We start from the raw sequence: 18,126 nt of genomic DNA, 5'->3' as shown, positions 1-18,126 counted from the left end.
ATCTTGGCCTCTGCCCGCAGTCCGTGGCTGCGAGGTTTTTCCTTACAAATCAATACCTTGGCGAATAGGCCAAGGCAGGTCGATAGCTCGTGCGCCTCAACTCCATCAAGCTTTCCGGCTTCAAATCGTTCGCCGAACCCACCAATTTCCTCTTGCCAGGCCAGCTCGTCGGTGTCGTCGGGCCCAACGGCTGTGGCAAATCGAACATCATGGACGCCGTGCGCTGGGTGCTCGGCGAGTCGCGTGCGTCCGAGCTGCGCGGCGAGTCGATGCAGGACGTGATCTTCAATGGCACGACCACCCGCAAGCAGGCCAGCCGCTCCAGCGTCGAACTCGTGTTCGACAACGCCGACCATCGCGCCGGCGGTCAGTGGAGCCAGTTCACCGAAATCGCGGTGCGACGCGTGCTAACGCGCGACGGCACCAGCAGCTACTTCATCAACAACCAGGCAGTGCGCCGCCGTGACGTGCAGGACGTGTTCCTGGGCACGGGCCTCGGCCCGCGTGCCTACGCCATCATCGGCCAGGGCACCATCAGCCGGATCATCGAATCCAAGCCCGAAGAGCTGCGCCTCTTCCTCGAAGAAGCGGCCGGCGTGTCGAAGTACAAGGAGCGCCGCCGCGAGACCGAGAACCGCCTGGGCGACACGCGCGAAAACCTGACGCGCGTTGAAGACATCCTGCGCGAACTCAACGCCAACCTCGAAAAGCTGGAGAAGCAGGCCGAGGTCGCCGCACGCTACAACACGCTGCAAAACGACGCCACGCGCAAGCAGCACCAACTCTGGTTCCTCAAGCGCACCGAGAGCGAAGCTGACCAGGCCAAGATCAAGGCCGACGCCGAGAAATCCATCAACGACCTCGAAGCGCGCACCGCAGAACTGCGCCACGTCGAGTCCGAACTCGAAACCGTTCGCCAAGCCCACTATGCGGCGGGCGACCAGGTCAACCAGGCGCAGGGCAAGCTGTACGAAGCCAGCGCCGAAGTGGGCCGGCTCGAAGGCGAGATTCGCTTCGTCGTCGAAGGGCGCCAGCGCGTCGAGCAGCGACTTCTTCAATTGCGCGAACAGGTCGCGCAATGGGGCACGCGCCGCGAAGAAGCCGAAGCGGAAATCGAGACGCTCGCCGGCAAGGGCATCGACGCCGAAGAACAGGCCGTCATGCTCGCCGCCCAGCTCGAAGAACACGACGCGCGCATGCCCGAGCTGGAAGAAGCGCAGCAACGTGCGCAGGACGAAGCCAATGCGCAGCGCACCGCGGTTGCGCAGATCCAGCAGCAGATCCAGGTGCTGGCGGCCGACCAGCGCAACATCGACGACCAGACTCGCCAGCTCACCCTGCGTTCCGAGCGCCTGGAAACGGACAAGCGCGCGCTGGCTGCACCCGACGAGGCGCGTCTTGCCGACATGCAGGAGCAGACCGCCGCCGCACAGGAAGCCGCCAGCGAAGCCGATGCGCGCCTGCATGAGCTTCAGGACTCTGTGCCGCAGCTCGACGAGGACCGCCGCACCAAGCAGCAAAGCGTCAACACCGAGAGTGGGCGTCAGGCAGAGCTGTCGGCCCGCCTCGAAGCGCTGCGTGCGCTGCAGGAAAAGGTCAAGACCGATGGCAAGCTGGCGCCTTGGCTCGCCAAGCACGGCCTCGAGAGCATGCACGGCCTGTGGACGCGTATCCACATCGAACAAGGCTGGGAAAACGCGCTGGAAGCCGCATTGCGCGAGCGCATGGGCGCCTTGGAGATCAGTCGCCTGGAGATGGTGCGCGGCTTCCTGGGCGCCGAGGGCAAGGACGCCCCGCCCGCCAAGCTGGCTTTCTTCAGCCCACCGAGCGCCGCGCTGCCGCCGGCCGCCGGCAGCTTGCCGCGCCTGGCCGACCTGCTGCGCCTGAACGATGCCGGCCTGCAGGCGCTGCTCGCCGACTGGCTGCACGACAGCTTCACCACGCAGACTTTTGAAGAAGCGCTCTCGTTGCGCGACAAGCTTCCGCCCGGTGGCGTCATCTACGTCAAGAGCGGCCATGCGGTCTCCGCGCACGGTGTCAACTTCTATGCGCAGGATTCCGAGCAGGCGGGCCTTCTGGCACGCCAGCAGGAAATGGAAAACCTGGAGCGCCAGTTGCGCGCCCAAACGCTGATCTGCGACGAATCGCGTACCGCGCTGGTCCGTGCCGAAGCAGCGTACGCCGATGCGGCGCAACGCTTGGTGACGGCGCGGCGCGAAGCGGCCGAAACGCAGTCTCGCTCGCACGAACTGCAGGTCGAAACGCTGCGCCTGACGCAACTGGCCGAGCAGACGCGCGCACGCAGCGAACAGCTCGCCACCGACCTCGGCGAAGTCAACGCCCAACTCGAGGAACTGCAGGAAAAGCGCGTCGCCGCAGAAAGCCGGTTCGAAGAACTGGACATGCAACTGGCCGACAGCCAGGAGCGCCACGCCCAGCTCGACGAGCGCGTCATCGAAGCCGGGCGCGCCTTGGCGGCCAGCCGCGAGCAGCATCGCAGCCTGGAGCGGCAGGCGCAGGAAGCGACCTTCTCGCAACGCACGCTGGAAGCGCGCCGCGCTGAACTCAACCGCGCCATCGAAACCGCGACCCAGCAAGACGTCGCACTCAAGCAGGAAGATGAACGCGCCCGCGCCGAACTGGAACGCCTGTCGGATGCCGCCGCGCAAGCCGGGCTGCAGGACGCACTGTCGCTCAAGCTCGAACGCGAAGCGTCCCTGGGCGCCACGCGCAGCCAGTACGACGATCTCACCATCAAGCTGCGCGCGAGCGACGAGCGACGCCTGCAGCTGGAGCGCGAACTCGATCCGCTGCGCCAGCGCATCACCGACTTCCAGCTGAAGGAGCAGGCCGCGCGCCTTGGCTTCGAGCAGTACGCACAGTTGCTGGCCGATGCGCAGGCCGACATCGAGGCGGTCGCCGCATCCATTGAAAGCGACAAGGTCCGCTTGTCGGGCCTGCAAAGCGAGATCGATCGCCTGCACCGCGAAGTGGCAGCGCTCGGCGCGGTCAACCTCGCGGCGCTGGACGAACTGGCAACGGCCCGCGAACGCAAGGGCTTCCTCGACTCGCAATCGGCCGACCTCAACGAAGCCATCAACACGCTGGAAGACGCCATCCGCAAGATCGACGGCGAAACGCGCGAGCTGCTTGGCGGCACCTTCAAGATCGTCAACGAGCACTTCAGCCGCATGTTCCCCGAGCTGTTCGGCGGCGGCAATGCGCGGCTGGTCATGACCGGCGATGAAATTCTCGACGCCGGCGTGCAGGTGCTGGCGCAGCCGCCCGGCAAGAAGAACCAGACCATTCACCTGCTCTCGGGCGGCGAAAAGGCGCTCACGGCCATCGCGCTCGTGTTCGCGATCTTCCAGCTGAACCCCGCGCCGTTCTGCCTGCTGGACGAAGTGGACGCGCCGCTGGACGACGCCAACACCGAGCGCTATGCCAAACTCGTGACCGCCATGAGCCGCGAAACCCAGTTCCTTTTCATCAGCCACAACAAGATCGCCATGGAAATGGCCGAACAACTGATTGGCGTGACGATGCAGGAGCAGGGCGTTTCGCGCATCGTGGCCGTCGACATGGAAGCCGCCGCCAGCATGGCCGAAGCGGCCTGAGCGGGAGAGGAACCGCATGAGCAGTTTGACTGTCGCACTCGCCATCCTCGGCGGCCTCGTGCTGGCCGCCTACGTCGGCTACAACGCCTGGATGTTCAGGCGCAACACGCCGCGCCAACCGCAAATGCAGGAGGCGAACGAAGGGCCAGCGCCCGTCGCCACCGAACGCACCAACGAAGAGCCGGTGCTTCACATCGAGCCGCATTCGCCGCCCGGCAACGAGCGGCACGAGCCGCTGTTCGATCCCGACCTGCCGGCGCCGTCGGCATTGGCGGCCATCAGCGTGGAGCGCCGCGGCGGGCTGGATCCGCTGATCGACGTGATCGCGCCCATTGCGTTGGACAACCTCGTCTCCGGCGATGCAGCGCTCGCCGCCATGCCCGCCACGCGGCGTGCCGGCAGCAAGCCGGTGGCCATCGAGGGCCTCAACGAGCGCACCGGCCAGTGGGAGCAGCCTCTGCAGGGCCAGCGCTACCGCGGCTTCCAGGCGGGCGTGCAGTTGGCCAACCGCACGGGCGCGCTCAACGAAATCGAGTATTCCGAGTTCGTGGTCAAGGCGCAGGCTTTTGCCGATGCCATCAACGGCACGCCGGAGTTTCCCGAGATGCTCGACGAAGTCGCCCGCGCACGCGAACTGGATCAGTTCGCAAGTTCGCACGACGCGCAACTGAGCTTCGTGCTGCGCGCGCAGCATGCGGCCTGGAGTCCGGGCTACGTCCAGCAGACCGCCGCCCGGCTGGGCTTCGTGGCCGGGATGATGCCGGGGCGCATGGTGCTGCCCACGGGCGAGGCGGGCATGCCGCCGGTGCTCGGGCTGTCCTTCGACACGCAGGCCGCGCTGGCCGACGACCCCACGCAATCGGCCATCCGCGAACTCACGCTCAGCCTCGACGTGCCGCAGGTCGAGCGCGCCGAGCGCCCCTTCGAGCGCATGCGCGATGCCGCCTCCGGGCTGGCGCGCGACATGGACGGTGTCGTCACGGACGGCGACGGCCAACTGCTGCGCGAAGCCACGATGGACATCATCGGCGCCGATCTCGAGCAGTTGTACGACACGCTCGACACGCGCGACCTTGCTGCGGGTTCTGCGCTGGCACGGCGACTGTTCAGCTGACGGCGGTGCGCGTGTTGCGCACGCGCTGACTGGCCACGCCTCCCGCGAAGGACGGCGTCTATCATTGACCCGAGCCACCCGCGCACCGATTCCCGTGCGCGGGCCACCCATGACAACCGGCCACGGGCCGATCCAGGATCACATCGATGACGACGCGGGAGCAGGCGGCGAACGAAGCCGCTGCATTGAGCGAACAACTGCGCCACCATGCGCACCTTTACTACGTGCTCGACGCGCCCGAATTGCCGGACGCGGAGTACGACAAGCTCTTCCAGCGCCTGCAGGCGATCGAGGCCGAGTACCCCGAGCTGCGCACGCCCGATTCGCCCACGCTGCGCGTCGGTGGCAAGGTGCTCGACGGCTTCGTCAAGGTGCGTCACAAGGTGCCGATGCTGTCGATCCGCACCGAGACCGACATCACCGCCAGCGGCGCCAGCGCCTTCGACGCGCGCGTGCGGCGCGAACTGGGCCTGGCCGAGGACGCACCCGCCATCGACTACGTCTGCGAGCTCAAGTTCGACGGCTTGGCGATGAGCCTGCGCTACGAAGACGGCGTGCTGGTGCAGGCCGCCACGCGCGGCGACGGCGAAGTGGGCGAAGACGTCACGCAGAACATCCGCACCATCCAGCAGATTCCGTTGCGCCTCAACGGCAAGGCACCGCCCGTGGTCGAAGTGCGCGGCGAGGTCTACATGCGCCGCGACCAGTTCGAGGCGCTGAACGAGCGCCAGCGCGAGAAGATCGCAGCAGGCCAGAAGAACGAAAAAGTCTTCGTCAATCCGCGCAATGCCGCTGCGGGCGCGGTGCGCCAACTCGATCCGGCCATTGCGGCGGCGCGGCCGTTGAGCTTTTTTGCCTACGGCCTCGGCGAGGTCACGCCCGCCGAACAGGGCGGCCCCGACTTCGCGACGCAGTTCGATTGGCTGCAGCAGTTTTCGGCATGGGGCTTTCCGGTGGCGTCGCAGACCAAGCGCGCGCAGGGCGCGGAGCAGTTGGTCGCTTTCCATGAAGCCATGGGCCGGGCGCGCGATGGCTTGCCCTACGACATCGACGGCGTGGTCTACAAGGTCGACAGCCTGGCGCTGCAACGCCAGCTGGGCTTTGTCTCGCGCGAGCCGCGGTGGGCCGTGGCGCACAAGTACCCGGCGCAAGAGCAATTGACCGAGGTGCTGGCCATCGACATCCAGGTCGGTCGCACCGGCAAGCTCACGCCCGTGGCCAAGCTCGCGCCGGTGTTCGTGGGCGGCGTGACGGTGACCAACGCCACGCTGCACAACGAGGACGAAGCGCGCCGCAAGGACGTGCGCGTGGGCGACACCGTCATCGTGCGCCGCGCAGGCGACGTGATTCCCGAAGTCGTTGGCGTGGCGCCGGAAAGCCTTGCCAAGCCGGCCGACCAGCGCGGCGCCATCTTCACGATGCCGCGCAAATGCCCCGTCTGCGATTCCGATGCCGTGCGCGAGGAGGGCGAGGCCGACTACCGCTGCACCGGAGGCCTCTTTTGCGGCGCGCAGCGCAAGGAGGCGATCCTGCACTTTGCCGCACGCCGCGCGGTGGAGGTCGAAGGCCTGGGCGACAAGCTGGTGGAGCAGCTGGTCGATGCCAACCTGATCCGCACCTTGCCTGACCTCTACAAGCTCGGTTTCACCACGCTCGTGGGGCTCGACCGCATGGCCGAGAAGTCCGCGAAAAACATCGTCGATGCACTCGAGAAATCGAAGAAGACGACGCTGCCGCGCTTCCTCTTCGGCCTCGGCATTCGCCATGTCGGCGAAAGCACGGCAAAAGACCTGGCCAAGCACTTCGGCAAGCTCGACGCGATCATGGACGCCAGCGAGGAGCAACTGCTGGAAGTGAACGACGTGGGCCCGGTGGTCGCGCAAAGCCTGCACACCTTCTTCAACCAGCCGCACAACCGCGAAGTGGTCGAGCAGTTGCGTGCCGCGGGCCTGACGTGGGAAGAGGGCGAGCCTGCAGCCCGTGCCCCCAAGCCGCTGGCTGGCAAGACCTTCGTCATCACCGGCACGCTGCCCAACCTGAGCCGCGACGAGGCCAAGGACCGGCTCGAAGCGGCCGGTGCCAAGGTGGCCGGCTCGGTGAGCAAGAAGACCAGCTACGTCGTCGCCGGCGCCGAAGCGGGCAGCAAGCTCGACAAGGCACAGGAGTTGGGCGTCGCTGTCATCGATGAAGCGCAAATGCTTGAATTGCTTGGGAATTCCTGAGTTTTACCGGGCTTTACGGTACTTCACATTCCAGTGGTCAACAGCCCCGCGCGGGGGCCGTTAAATCATCCTGAACAAGGAGATCTGGACATGAAATACCTGCGCTGGATGGCAGTGGCTGGCGCCGTTGGCGCGGCTTCAATTCTGGGTGGTTGCGTCGTCGCGCCGCCGGGTTATGGCGCCTACGGGGAAACTGTGTACGCGGCGCCTGGCGCGCCGGTGGTGGTCGCGCCGCCGGTCAGCGTGGGCATCGGCATCGGGGGCGCCTACTACGGCGGACGCGGATATTACGGTGGGGGCGGCGGCTATTACGGCGGCGGTCGGGGCTACTACGGCGGCAGGGGCTACGGCCGGCCGGGCTACTGGCGCTGAGCGGCCTTTCCCCGGGCGAGGCGTCATGACAGACGCGATGGAGGAGGCAGGCGACTCATAATTCGCCCATGCCTATCCGCGAAATTCTCAAGATGGGCGACCCGAGGTTGTTGCGCGTGGCACAACCGGTCGCCCAATTCGACACCGACGAACTGCACATGCTCGTGCGCGACATGTTCGAGACGATGCTGGCGGTCAATGGCGCGGGCCTCGCGGCGCCCCAAATCGGAGTCGACCAGCAACTGGTCATCTTCGGCACCGACACGGTCAACCCCCGCTATCCCGATGCGCCCATCGTGCCGCGCACCGTGCTGCTCAATCCCGTCATCACGCCCGTCGGGGACGAAGAGGAAGAGGGCTGGGAAGGTTGCCTTTCGGTGCCGGGCCTGCGCGGCGTGGTGCCGCGCTTCGCCAACATCCGCTACACCGGCTTCGACCCTTACGGCGACCCCATCGATCGCACGGTGAGCGGCTTTCACGCGCGGGTCGTGCAGCACGAGGTCGATCACCTGCTGGGCAAGCTCTATCCGATGCGGGTGCGCGACTTCACGCGCTTTGGCTTCACCGAGGTCCTGTTTCCAGGCCTCGATGCGAGTGAAGACGACTGAGTTCTTGCCTCAGTTGTAGCGCCCGCCGGTGCCGCCCACGCTGAAGCGTCCCGCGCCCATGAAGGCCACGGCGACGGCGGCGAAAAGGAACATGCCTTGCAGTTCCAGCGCCCAGCCGCCGTTCTTTCCGATGGCGAACAGGTCCTTGCCGTGCGCCAGCCAGACGGCCACGAGCATGTTGATGACCATGATCCACGCAGCGGGCCGCGTGTAGATGCCGGCGATCACCAACACCGGCGCCAGGATCTCGCCGATGAACACCAGGTAGGCCAGCGCGCCGGGCAGCCCGTGCGCCGCCAACATGCCCGAGATGCCGCTCACGCCCGAGCTCAGCTTGGCGATGCCGTGGAGAAGGACGAGGATGCCCACTGCAAGGCGCAGTACGAGTTTGCCGGTGTCGTCGGAACGAATCATGACTATTGAATCTTTCAGTCAAAAATGAGAAGGCGCCATTGTGGTGCAAGTCGGACGACCTGCTCGCCCATGACCTTGTGGCGATGCCGCTTCGGCGCGTTCCGCGCGACGCCCGTAAACTGCCGTTCGCCCAAACCTGAAGGAATATTCATGACCCGCTTTCGTCCAGCGCTCGGCGCTCTGGCACTCACGCTTTCCTTTGCCGTCATGTCGCCTGCCCTTGCCGGCAAGACGCTCGACGCCGTCAAGCAGCGCGGCGCCGTCAAGTGCGGAGTGACCAACGGCGTGGCAGGATTCTCTGCGCCGGACACGCAAGGCAACTGGTCAGGGCTGGACGTGGACACCTGCCGCGCCATTGCCGCGGCCGTGCTCGGCGATGGCAAGAAGGTGGAGTTCGTGCCCCTCAATTCGCAGCAGCGCTTCTCGGCCCTGCAAGCCGGCGAAGTCGACATCCTCGCGCGCAACACCACCTGGAACCTGACGCGCGATGTATCGCTGGGGTTCAACTTCACCACCATCAACTACTACGACGGCCAAGGCTTCCTGGTGCCCAAAAAGATCAAGGTGACGAGCGCGAAGCAGCTAAAGAATGCGACCATCTGCACGCAGTCGGGCACCACCAACGAGAAGAACGTGTCGGACTGGTTCCGTGCGCAGAACATTCCGGTCAAGACGGTTGTCTTTGAAAGCTTCGAAGCCTCGTTCAAGGCCTTCTTTGCGGGTCGTTGCCAAGCCTTCACCACCGACACCTCGGCGCTGGCGGGCCTGCGCAACAAGGAAGCGCCCAACCCGGACGACTACGTCATCCTGCCGGAACTCATCTCCAAGGAACCCTTGGCACCGCTGGTGCGTCGAGGCGACGACGAGTGGTTTGCGATCGTCAAGTGGGTGCCCAACGCGCTCATCGAGGCGGAGGAATACGGCATCACGCAAGAAAACGTCGACGCCTGGAAGGCCACAAGCAAGGACCCGGCGGTGCAGCGGATCCTGGGCACGAGCGAAGACCTTGGCAAGTTGCTGGGGCTCGACAAGGAGTGGGCCTATCGCTCGATCAAGGCCGTAGGCAACTATGGCGAGATGTTCGAGCGCAACGTGGGACCGAAGTCGGTGCTCAAGCTGCCGCGCGGCTCGAACAACCTCTGGAGCAAGGGCGGCCTGATCTACGCACCGCCGGTTCGCTGATCGATGGGCAGCCGACGCGCGGTCTGGCTGGGTTGGTTGCTGCAAGCGGCGTTGATTGCCGCCGTGGCGGGCGGTGCGGTCTGGCTTGTCCATCATGCGCTGGAGGTGCTGCGGGCGCGGGGCATTCGATCGGGCTTCGACTTCCTGCTGCAGCCTGCCGGCTTCGAGGTCAGCGAAGGCTGGCTCGATTTCGATGCGAGCCAGCCCTTCTGGCGGGCCTTTCTTGCGGGCTTCATCAACACGGTGCGAGCGGCACTGCCGGCTGCCGTTCTGGCGGTGGTGCTGGGCACGCTGCTGGGCATCGGTCGGCTCGCACCGCATGTGCTGGTGAGAGGCATCTGCACGGCCTACGTGGAAGCGGTGCGCAACGTGCCGCTGCTGGTTCAGTTGCTGATGCTCTACTTCGCGTTGACGCAACTGTTGCCTGACTCGACCGAGGCGATGGAACTGGCGCCGGGTGTGTGGCTGAGCAAGAGCGGCCTGTCGATGCCGTGGCCGGTGGCCGGCGAGGGTGGCTGGTGGCCCACGCATCTGGAGTGGCCCGAGCGCTCGTCGTTCAACGTGAGCGGTGGTGCGGCGCTGAGTCCTGAATACCTCGCCATCGTCCTGGCCCTGGCGCTCTACACGGCGTCCTTCGTGGCGGAGATCGTGCGCGCCGGCATCCAGTCGGTGTCGCGCGGGCAGGTGCTGGCGGCGCAGGCGCTGGGACTCTCGCCGATGCAGGAACTGCGCATCGTCGTGCTGCCGCAAGCGCTGCGCGTGATCGTGCCTTCACTCACCAACCAGTTGCTGAGCCTCACCAAGAACTCTTCGCTCGCGGTGGCGGTGGGCTATCCCGAACTCGTGTCGATCGCGAACACGTCTCTCAATTCGACCGGCCGCGCTTTCGAATGCATTGCCGTCATCATGTGCGTGTACTTGGCGCTCTCGCTGCTCATTTCGGCTGTGATGAACCGCTACAACGCGCGCGTGGCCTTGCGAGGCTGGCGATGAACACGAACGCCATCCAGTGGCGCAAGGAGTTGTGGAGTACGCCGCTGCGCGCCATGTCTACCCTGGCCCTGATTGCGCTGCTGGCGTGGCTTGCCTGGCATGCGTTCGACTGGGCCGTGTTGCGCGCCGTGTTCAGGGCCGATGCGGATGCTTGCAGGGCGAGCGAGCATGGCGGCGCATGCTGGGGCGTTATCGCGGAGAAGTGGCGGCCCATCCTTTTCGGACGCTATCCGTACGAAGACCAGTGGCGGCCGGCGATTGCGGTGAGCCTGCTGGCCGCAACGACCATGCTGAGTGCGTGGCCCGGCGCATGGCGGCCCGGCCTGCTGGTCTGGTGGGTCTTCGTGCTCGCATTGTTCGTCACGCTGATGCGCGGCGGACTGTTCGGGCTTGCATACGTCCCGACGAACCGCTGGGGTGGCTTGCCCCTCACCATCGGCTTGGCGGTCGTCAGCCTGGCCCTGGCGTTTCCGCTCGCGCTGCTTCTTGCGCTGGGGCGTCGCTCAGGATGGCCGGCGGTGCGAACACTGTGCGCGACCTACATCGAACTGGTGCGCGGCGTGCCGCTCATCTCCGTGCTGTTCATGGCCTCGTTCCTGCTGCCCTTGCTGTGGCCCGCGGGCTGGCAGCCGGATGTGCTCGTTCGCGTGCTGGCGGGGCTCATGCTCTTCGTGGCGGCTTACCTCGCGGAGATCGTGCGCGGCGGCTTGCAGGCCGTGCCGCGCGGCCAGACCGAAGTGGCCATGGCACTGGGCTTTGGCCGCTGGCCCGTGCAGCGTGACATCGTCTTGCCACAGGCTTTGCGCATGGTGGTGCCTTCGCTGATGAACAGCGTGATCGGCACGCTCAAGGACACGTCCCTGGTGACCGTGGTGGGTCTTTTCGAACTCACTGGCGCGCTGGGCCTGGCCTTGGGCGGCGACCCGACGTGGCGGCCGTTCTACCTCGAAGGCTACTTGTTCATCGCGCTCGTGTATTGGGTTCTTTGTTTCGGGCTGTCACGCTACAGCGCGTGGCTGGAGCGTCGCCTCTCCACGGGCTATCGCGAGATCTGAAGAGGCACCTACGTCTTTTGTAAAGTGCGACGGGTTCAATTCAACGTTGCAGACATTGCCGGGCCAAGCTACCCTCCCGGCAGCAACCCACGCAGCATGCCTTGCGCGGAAAGCCGAATGAAAGGGAGCCAACGATCTTGAAGCAGGGACTTCGGACATGGCGTATGGTTTCGGTTCTCGGACTTCATGGTGGCGCCGTGCGTCGCAGTGGCTTGCAACGGGCTTCGTCGCCTTCAGCGTTGCAGGCTGCGCGTCGGTTTCTACCGGCAATGACGCGTTGCCCTCATGGGTCGATGGCCCCAACAAGCAGGCCATCGTGAGCTTTGTCGAAGACGTGACGCGCAGCGGCTCGCCCAACTACGTGCCGCCCGAGCAGCGCGTGGCCGCCTTCGACAACGATGGCACGCTGTGGGCCGAGCAACCCATGTACACGCAGTTCGCCTTCATGATCGACCAGGTCAAGGCTGCAGCGCCGAAGCATCCTGAATGGGCCAACAACGCGGTGTACAAGGCGCTGGCTGCCAATGACCTGCGCGGGGCGCTGGCCGGTGGCGAAGGGCCCTTGCTCCAGTTGCTGTTCCGGGCCAATGCGGGCATGAGCACCGACGACTACGACAAGACGATTCGCCAATGGATCGCCACCGCGCGACACCCCATTACCAAGCGTGCCTATACCGACATGGTGTACCAGCCGCAACTGGAACTGCTCGCCTATCTGCGCGCCAAGGGATTCAAGACCTGGATCGTCTCGGGCGGCACGATCGAGTTCATGCGGCCGTGGACGCAGGCCGTGTACGGCATTCCGCCCGAACAGGTGGTGGGCTCGTCGCAGACCGTGAAGTACGCGGATCCGGTGTTGATGCGCGAGCCCACCTTTGCCTTCAACGACGACGGCCCTGGCAAGCCCGTGGGCATCTACACGCACATTGGCCAGCGACCGATCCTTGCGTTCGGCAACTCGGATGGCGACCTGCAGATGCTCCAGTACACGATGGGCGGACCCGGACGGCGACTTGCGTTGATCGTTCATCACGACGACGCCGTGCGCGAATTCGCCTACGACCGCACCTCCTCGATGGGAAAGCTCGACAAGGCATGGGACGAAGCCGTTCAGAAGAAATGGAACGTCGTCAGCATGAAGAACGACTGGAAGCGGATCTACCCCGACGCGAAGAGTCCATAGCGGCTTGTTTCGCGACCGCCCGGTTGCACAAAGGGATTGAGGGTAAGCGTCGACGCCGGCCAACGCAGGGCAGCGCTTCGCAAGTGGCCGATGGTCCGGGTGCGGGTCGTCGGCGGACATCAACTGTTTGCAAGGAGTCAGTCGATGAGTTTGTCTCTTTCAAGAATGCACCGGCTCGGCCGGCTGGTGCTGGCGTCGAGCGCAGTGCTGTGCAGCACGCTGTTCGCCCCCAGCATCCATGCGCAGGCACAGCAACCCAAACCGGCCGCGCAAGGGCAGGCACAGACGCAGGCGCCCAAGCCCAACATCCTGGTCATCTTCGGCGATGACATCGGTCAGACCAACATCAGCGCCTACTCGATGGGTGTGATGGGCTACAAGACGCCCAACATCGACCGCATCGCCAAGGAAGGGATGATGTTCACCGACTACTACGCGGAGAACAGCTGCACGGCCGGCCGGTCCACTTTCATCACGGGGCAGTCGCCTTTGCGCACCGGCCTCTCGAAAGTCGGCGTGCCCGGCGCGCCGGTGGGATTGCAAAAGGGCGACATCACGATTGCGCAGGCGCTCAAGGGCTTGGGTTACTCCACCGGTCAATTCGGCAAGAACCACCTGGGCGACAAGGACGAGTACCTGCCGACCAACCACGGTTTCGATGAATTCTTCGGCAATCTGTACCACCTGAACGCCGAGGAAGAGCCGCAACGCGACTACTGGCCCAAGGACAAGAACGACCCCTTCGTCAAGGGCTTTTCGCCGCGCGGGGTGCTGCACTCGTTCGCCGACGGCAAGATCCAGGACACGGGCCCCTTGACCACCAAGCGCATGGAGACCATCGACGACGAAACCACCGCCGCTGCCATCGACTTCATGCAAAGGCAAGTGAAGGCTGGCAAGCCCTTCTTCACGTGGATGAACACCACGCGCATGCATGCGTTCACCCATGTGCGGGCGGAGTTCCGCGGCAAGAGCGGCATGCCCGGCAACGAGTACGCCGACGGCATGTATGAGCATGACCTGGATGTCGGCAAACTGCTCAAGACGATCGACGACCTGAAGATTGCCGACAACACCATCGTGATCTACACGACGGACAACGGGCCCAACCAATGGTCCTGGCCCGACGCGGCGACCACGCCGTTCCGTAGTGAAAAGGACACCAACTGGGAAGGCGCCTTCCGCGTGCCGGCGATGGTGCGATGGCCGGGCAAGATCAAGGCGGGCGAAGTGTCCAACGAGATGTTTTCGGGCCTGGATTGGTTCCCGACCTTGATGGCGGCCGCGGGCGACACCGGCGTGAAAGACCGGCTGTTGAAAGGGTGGGCGCCCAAGTCCGGCGGCACCAGCTTCAAGGTTCATCTCGACGGCTACAACCAGTTGCCGTACCTCACGGGCCAGCAACCCAAGAGCGCGCGCGACGAGTTCTACTACTTCAACGACGACGGCGATCTGGTGGCCATGCGTTACGGCGACTGGAAGGTCGTCTTTTGCGAGCAACGATTGCCGGGTGGCTTTGCAGTATGGGCCAACCCCTTCACGTGCCTGCGCGTGCCAAAGGTGTTCAATCTGCGCATGGATCCTTATGAGCGCGCTGACATCGTCTCGGACCAGTACTACGACTGGATCGCGAAGAATGCCTATCTGACGGAAATTGGCACCATGAAGGCTGCTGCATTCCTGCAGACATTCGTGGCCTATCCGCCGAGCCAGAAGCCCGCAAGCTTCAGCATCGACCAGGTCCGCAGGGACGTCGACGCAAAGGTCGATGCCGCGATGCGTCAGCGCCAGAGCGCGCCCAAGAAGTAGGGGAGCGCCGGAGCGTTGATGGGCCTTCTCGCGTGGCCGGCTTGGCTGCTGTTCGCCTCGGGCACAGCCTCGCTGGTCTACCAGGTGCTGTGGATCAAGCAGCTGTCGCTGGTGGTCGGCGTCGATGTGTATGCGGTGACGGTGGGCGTCAGCGCGTTCTTCGGCGGACTGGCCCTGGGCGGCTGGTGGTTCGGGCGCCGTGCGGACTTCAGCGCCCGGCCGTTTCGCTTTTACGCATGGCTTGAACTCGCCGTCGCGGTGCTTGGCGTCGCGGCGACGCTGTGGCTGGGCGTGGCGGCAGCGCCGTTTGCCGCGCTGGAAGATCGTGTCGGCTTGCTGGCGTGGGTGTTGCCTCTCGTGTCGGTCGGTGTGCCGGCCGTCTTCATGGGTGGCACCTTGCCCGTGCTGATGCGCGCCGTGCAGCCGGCTGCCGGGCAGGTCGGCACTGCGGGGGGAGGGCTGTATGCCGCCAACACCTGTGGCGCGATCGTTGGCACGCTGTTGGCGGCTTTCTGCCTCATTCCGTGGCTCGGTGTGCGTGGGAGTGCATTCGCGGCTGCGGTGCTCAATGTGTTGGCTGCCGGGGCTGCGTTGTGGCTGGAGCAGCGGGCCGTGGCGCGCAGGGCGCAAGCAACGCCGACGAGGGGCGCAAAGGCCACCAAGCCTGTGAAAGCCGCGAAGGCTGCAGCGCTGCCGCAGGACGAACCGGCCGATCGCCCGCGGCTGGCATTGGCGCTGTATGCCATCGCAGGCGGTATCGCGCTCGGCTACGAAGTCGTGTGGTCGCAGACCATCGTTCAATTCATCAGCACGCGCAGCTTTGCCTTTGCGATCGTGCTGGCCACTTATCTGCTGGGGCTGGTGCTGGGCAGTGCGTGGGTGTCGCGCAAGGCCGATCGCCTGCGCGATCCGTGGGGTGCTTTCGCGCTGCTGATCGCGGCTGCTGGCCTCGTGGCGTTGCTGGAGGTCGTGCTGCTGGGCAACTGGCTCACGCAGTGGCAATCCATGGCGGCGCAGTCGGTGATGGGCGCAACCGGCAACCTGCTCGCATCGATGTCCGCGCGCTTCGTCATCGCGGCGCTGTGCATCGTCTTCGTGCCGACGCTGCTGCTGGGCGCGGCGTTTCCGATTGCGCTTCGGCTGAGTGTGGACGTCGCCCGCGTGGGGCGTGACGTCGGCGCCGTCGTGGCGTTGAACACGGTCGGCGGTATTTTGGGCACCGCGTTGGCGGGCTTCGTGCTGGTGCCTGCGCTGGGGCTGGTGCGCGCATTGGCCGTGCTCGCGGTGGCGGCGAGTCTTGTGGGTCTTGTGGCAGTCCTGGCCGGCCGGCAAGTGCAGCCCGTCGCGCGCTGGAGCGTCGTGGCATTGGCGAGCCTGGCCATCGCAAGTGCCTTGCTGGCCCCACCGGACAGGCTTGCGCAACTGCTCACCGGTTCGCGTGGCGGCGAACTGGCGTATTACGAGGAAAGCCGTGGCGGCACCGTGGCCGTCGTCGAGCAGCGCATGGGGCAAAACCGCTTCAAGCGCCTCTACATCCAGGGCGTGTCGAACTCGGGCGACGCGATGACTTCGCTGCGCTACATGCGGCTTCAGGCCTTGCTGCCCTTGATCGTGCACAGCCATGAACCGCAATCGGCGTTGGTGATCGGGCTGGGCACCGGCATCACGGGTGGCGCGCTGCTGGCCTATCCACCACTCAAGGACCGGGTGATCGCGGAACTGCTGCCGGCTGTGGTGCGTGCGGCGCCGCAGTTCAAGGGCAACTACGGCGTCACGGCGGATGCACGCATGGACATTCGCGTGCATGACGGCCGCCGCGAACTGCTGCGCAGCGACAAGCCTTATGACCTCATCACGCTGGAGCCGCCGCCGCCGTCCGCAGCGGGCGTCGTCAACCTGTATTCCAGCGATTTCTATCGCCTCGCAGCCCGTCGCCTGAAACCGGGCGGCATCGTCGCCCAGTGGCTGCCGCTGCCCACGCAAAACGTGGAGGACACGCGCTCGTTGATCCGCAGCTTTCTGGACGTGTATCCCTACGCCACGCTGTGGACCACCGAACTGCACGAGATGATGCTGCTCGGTTCGATGCAGCCGATGGCGCTGGAGGTGCCGCGCATCGAGTCGCGCTTCAACCAGCCGGAAGTGGCGGCTTCGTTGCGCGAGGTCGGAATCGATTCGCCGGCCGCGTTGATGGCCACCTGGGTCATGGACCGCGCGGGCTTGGAGCGCTACGCCGGCGACGCCCCGCTCGTGACCGACGATCGCCCGCGCATCGAGTACGCCACCTGGGTGCGCCGCGCCGACTTCCCGGTTGTGCTGTCGGCGCTGCTGGACGCGCGCAGCGAGCCGCCGCTCGTCAACGCCAGCGAGGCGTTCAAGGCGCAGGTCACGAAGGAGCGCCAGCAGCTCTATCGCTTCTACAGCGCCGGCCTCTATGCCTACGAAGGCGACAAGGAAAGCTGGGCGCGCGATATTCGGCAAGTGATGCGGGAAGATCCCGCCAATCCCTACTACCAGTGGTTCAGCGGCGGTCCGCTGCGACCCTGACCGCCAACAGCAAGGACATTCCAGAATGAGCGCTCGCGACGACGTACTGGTCCTCAAGTCGCAGATGGCCGAATCCATCATCGGGCAGGAGAAGATGGTCGAGCGCCTGCTGCTCGGCCTGCTCGCAGACGGGCATCTGCTCGTCGAGGGTTTGCCGGGCCTCGCAAAGACGCGCGCGATCAAGAGCCTCGCAAAACACCTGGACGCCAAGCTGTCGCGCATCCAGTTCACGCCCGACTTGTTGCCGGCCGACATCACCGGCTCGGAGATCTACTTCAGCGAAGGCGGCAAGGGCGAGTTCCGCTTCCAGCCCGGGCCGCTGTTCGCCAACCTCATCCTCGCGGACGAAGTGAATCGGTCGCCGGCGAAGGTGCAGGCGGCCTTGCTCGAAGCGATGGAAGAGCGGCAGATTACCGTCGGTGGCGCGACGCATGCGCTGCCGCCACTCTTCCTCGTGATGGCCACGCAGAACCCGATCGAGCAGGAAGGCACCTACCCGCTGCCCGAGGCGCAGATGGACCGTTTCCTGATGCACGTGAGCGTGGGCTATCCACAAGGCGGCGCCGAAGGCCAGATCGTGCGGCTTGCGCGTTCCGAAGAAGCGTCGGCGGAGCAGGGGACACACGCGCAGGCCGGACAGCGGCTCGCGCCCGAGACCATCTTTGCCGCGCGTGCCGAGATCCACAACGTGCAGGTCAGCGAGGCGGTGGAGCAATACATCGTCGCGCTGGTCAGCGCCACGCGCGACGCGGCCGGCATCGACAAGGATCTGGCGCAGTGGATCCAGGTGGGCGTGAGCCCGCGCGGCTCCATCGGGCTGGACAAGGTGTCGCGTGCCTTCGCATGGCTTCAGGGGCGCGACTTCGTGACGCCGGAAGACGTGCAGGCCGTCGTGCACGAGGTGTTCCGCCACCGGCTGATCCTGTCGTACGAGGCGCATGCGGCGCGTATCGATGCCGACACGGTCATCGACCGGCTGCTGCAGAAAGTGGCGGTGGCCTGAGGCGAGG

General features: G+C 65.5%; 14 protein-coding genes. 12 read left to right on the top strand and 2 right to left on the bottom strand.

Translation table 11 applies throughout. The features are described from left to right. Positions 1-89: 89 nt before the first annotated feature. The 5 genes from smc to def all read left to right on the top strand — a co-directional run bounded on the left by smc (position 90) and on the right by def (position 7,933). The gene (smc, locus tag QTI66_RS02980; protein WP_286557405.1) at positions 90-3,617 is read left to right on the top strand and encodes a chromosome segregation protein SMC; all 3,528 of its coding nucleotides are present in this window, start codon (positions 90-92) and stop codon (positions 3,615-3,617) included. A gap of 16 nt (positions 3,618-3,633) precedes the next feature. Beyond that, entirely contained in the window at positions 3,634-4,731 is a 1,098-nt protein-coding gene (locus QTI66_RS02975) for a cell division protein ZipA C-terminal FtsZ-binding domain-containing protein (RefSeq protein ID WP_286557404.1), read from the top strand. 146 nt (positions 4,732-4,877) lie between these two features. After that, positions 4,878-6,953, top strand: coding sequence for an NAD-dependent DNA ligase LigA (gene ligA, locus QTI66_RS02970; RefSeq protein WP_286557403.1), 2,076 nt, complete (start codon positions 4,878-4,880; stop codon positions 6,951-6,953). 108 nt (positions 6,954-7,061) lie between these two features. Continuing rightward, the gene (locus QTI66_RS02965; protein WP_286557402.1) at positions 7,062-7,325 is read left to right on the top strand and encodes a hypothetical protein; all 264 of its coding nucleotides are present in this window, start codon (positions 7,062-7,064) and stop codon (positions 7,323-7,325) included. Positions 7,326-7,393: 68 nt separating this feature from the next. Continuing rightward, the gene (gene def, locus QTI66_RS02960; protein WP_286557401.1) at positions 7,394-7,933 is read left to right on the top strand and encodes a peptide deformylase; all 540 of its coding nucleotides are present in this window, start codon (positions 7,394-7,396) and stop codon (positions 7,931-7,933) included. A 9-nt stretch (positions 7,934-7,942) separates the two neighbouring features. On the opposite strand, the gene QTI66_RS02955 is transcribed toward def, so the two are convergent. Continuing rightward, on the bottom strand, positions 7,943-8,347 hold the full coding sequence (locus QTI66_RS02955) for a DoxX family protein (protein ID WP_286557400.1): 405 nt from the start codon (positions 8,345-8,347) through the stop codon (positions 7,943-7,945). Between the two features lie 14 nt (positions 8,348-8,361). Then, positions 8,362-8,499: a hypothetical protein gene (locus tag QTI66_RS02950; RefSeq protein WP_286557399.1), complete on the bottom strand. Its 138-nt coding sequence runs from the start codon at positions 8,497-8,499 to the stop codon at positions 8,362-8,364. On the opposite strand from QTI66_RS02950, the gene QTI66_RS02945 reads away from it, so the two are divergent. From QTI66_RS02945 to QTI66_RS02915, 7 genes are all read left to right on the top strand, one after another. After that, positions 8,498-9,529 (top strand): amino acid ABC transporter substrate-binding protein, encoded by a 1,032-nt coding sequence (locus QTI66_RS02945; RefSeq protein ID WP_286557398.1) that lies wholly within the window; start codon positions 8,498-8,500, stop codon positions 9,527-9,529. The genes QTI66_RS02950 and QTI66_RS02945 overlap by 2 nt on opposite strands. Before the next feature lie 3 nt (positions 9,530-9,532). Next, the gene (locus QTI66_RS02940; RefSeq protein ID WP_286557397.1) at positions 9,533-10,522 is read left to right on the top strand and encodes an amino acid ABC transporter permease; all 990 of its coding nucleotides are present in this window, start codon (positions 9,533-9,535) and stop codon (positions 10,520-10,522) included. After that, on the top strand, positions 10,519-11,577 hold the full coding sequence (locus QTI66_RS02935; RefSeq protein ID WP_286557396.1) for an amino acid ABC transporter permease: 1,059 nt from the start codon (positions 10,519-10,521) through the stop codon (positions 11,575-11,577). The genes QTI66_RS02940 and QTI66_RS02935 overlap by 4 nt, the downstream gene beginning before the upstream one ends. Positions 11,578-11,734: 157 nt before the next feature. Next, positions 11,735-12,760: an HAD family hydrolase gene (locus QTI66_RS02930; RefSeq protein ID WP_286557394.1), complete on the top strand. Its 1,026-nt coding sequence runs from the start codon at positions 11,735-11,737 to the stop codon at positions 12,758-12,760. A gap of 165 nt (positions 12,761-12,925) precedes the next feature. Continuing rightward, complete coding sequence (locus tag QTI66_RS02925) at positions 12,926-14,569, top strand: arylsulfatase (protein WP_444814942.1); 1,644 nt, start codon at positions 12,926-12,928, stop codon at positions 14,567-14,569. Between the two features lie 18 nt (positions 14,570-14,587). After that, entirely contained in the window at positions 14,588-17,116 is a 2,529-nt protein-coding gene (locus tag QTI66_RS02920) for a fused MFS/spermidine synthase (protein WP_286557392.1), read from the top strand. Between the two features lie 25 nt (positions 17,117-17,141). Further along, complete coding sequence (locus tag QTI66_RS02915; RefSeq protein ID WP_286557391.1) at positions 17,142-18,119, top strand: AAA family ATPase; 978 nt, start codon at positions 17,142-17,144, stop codon at positions 18,117-18,119. Positions 18,120-18,126 lie beyond the last annotated feature (7 nt).

The sequence above is a fragment of the Variovorax brevis genome, assembly GCF_030317105.1.
GTDB lineage: Bacteria > Pseudomonadota > Gammaproteobacteria > Burkholderiales > Burkholderiaceae_C > Variovorax > Variovorax brevis.
This window is presented reverse-complemented; position numbering and strand designations above follow the sequence as displayed.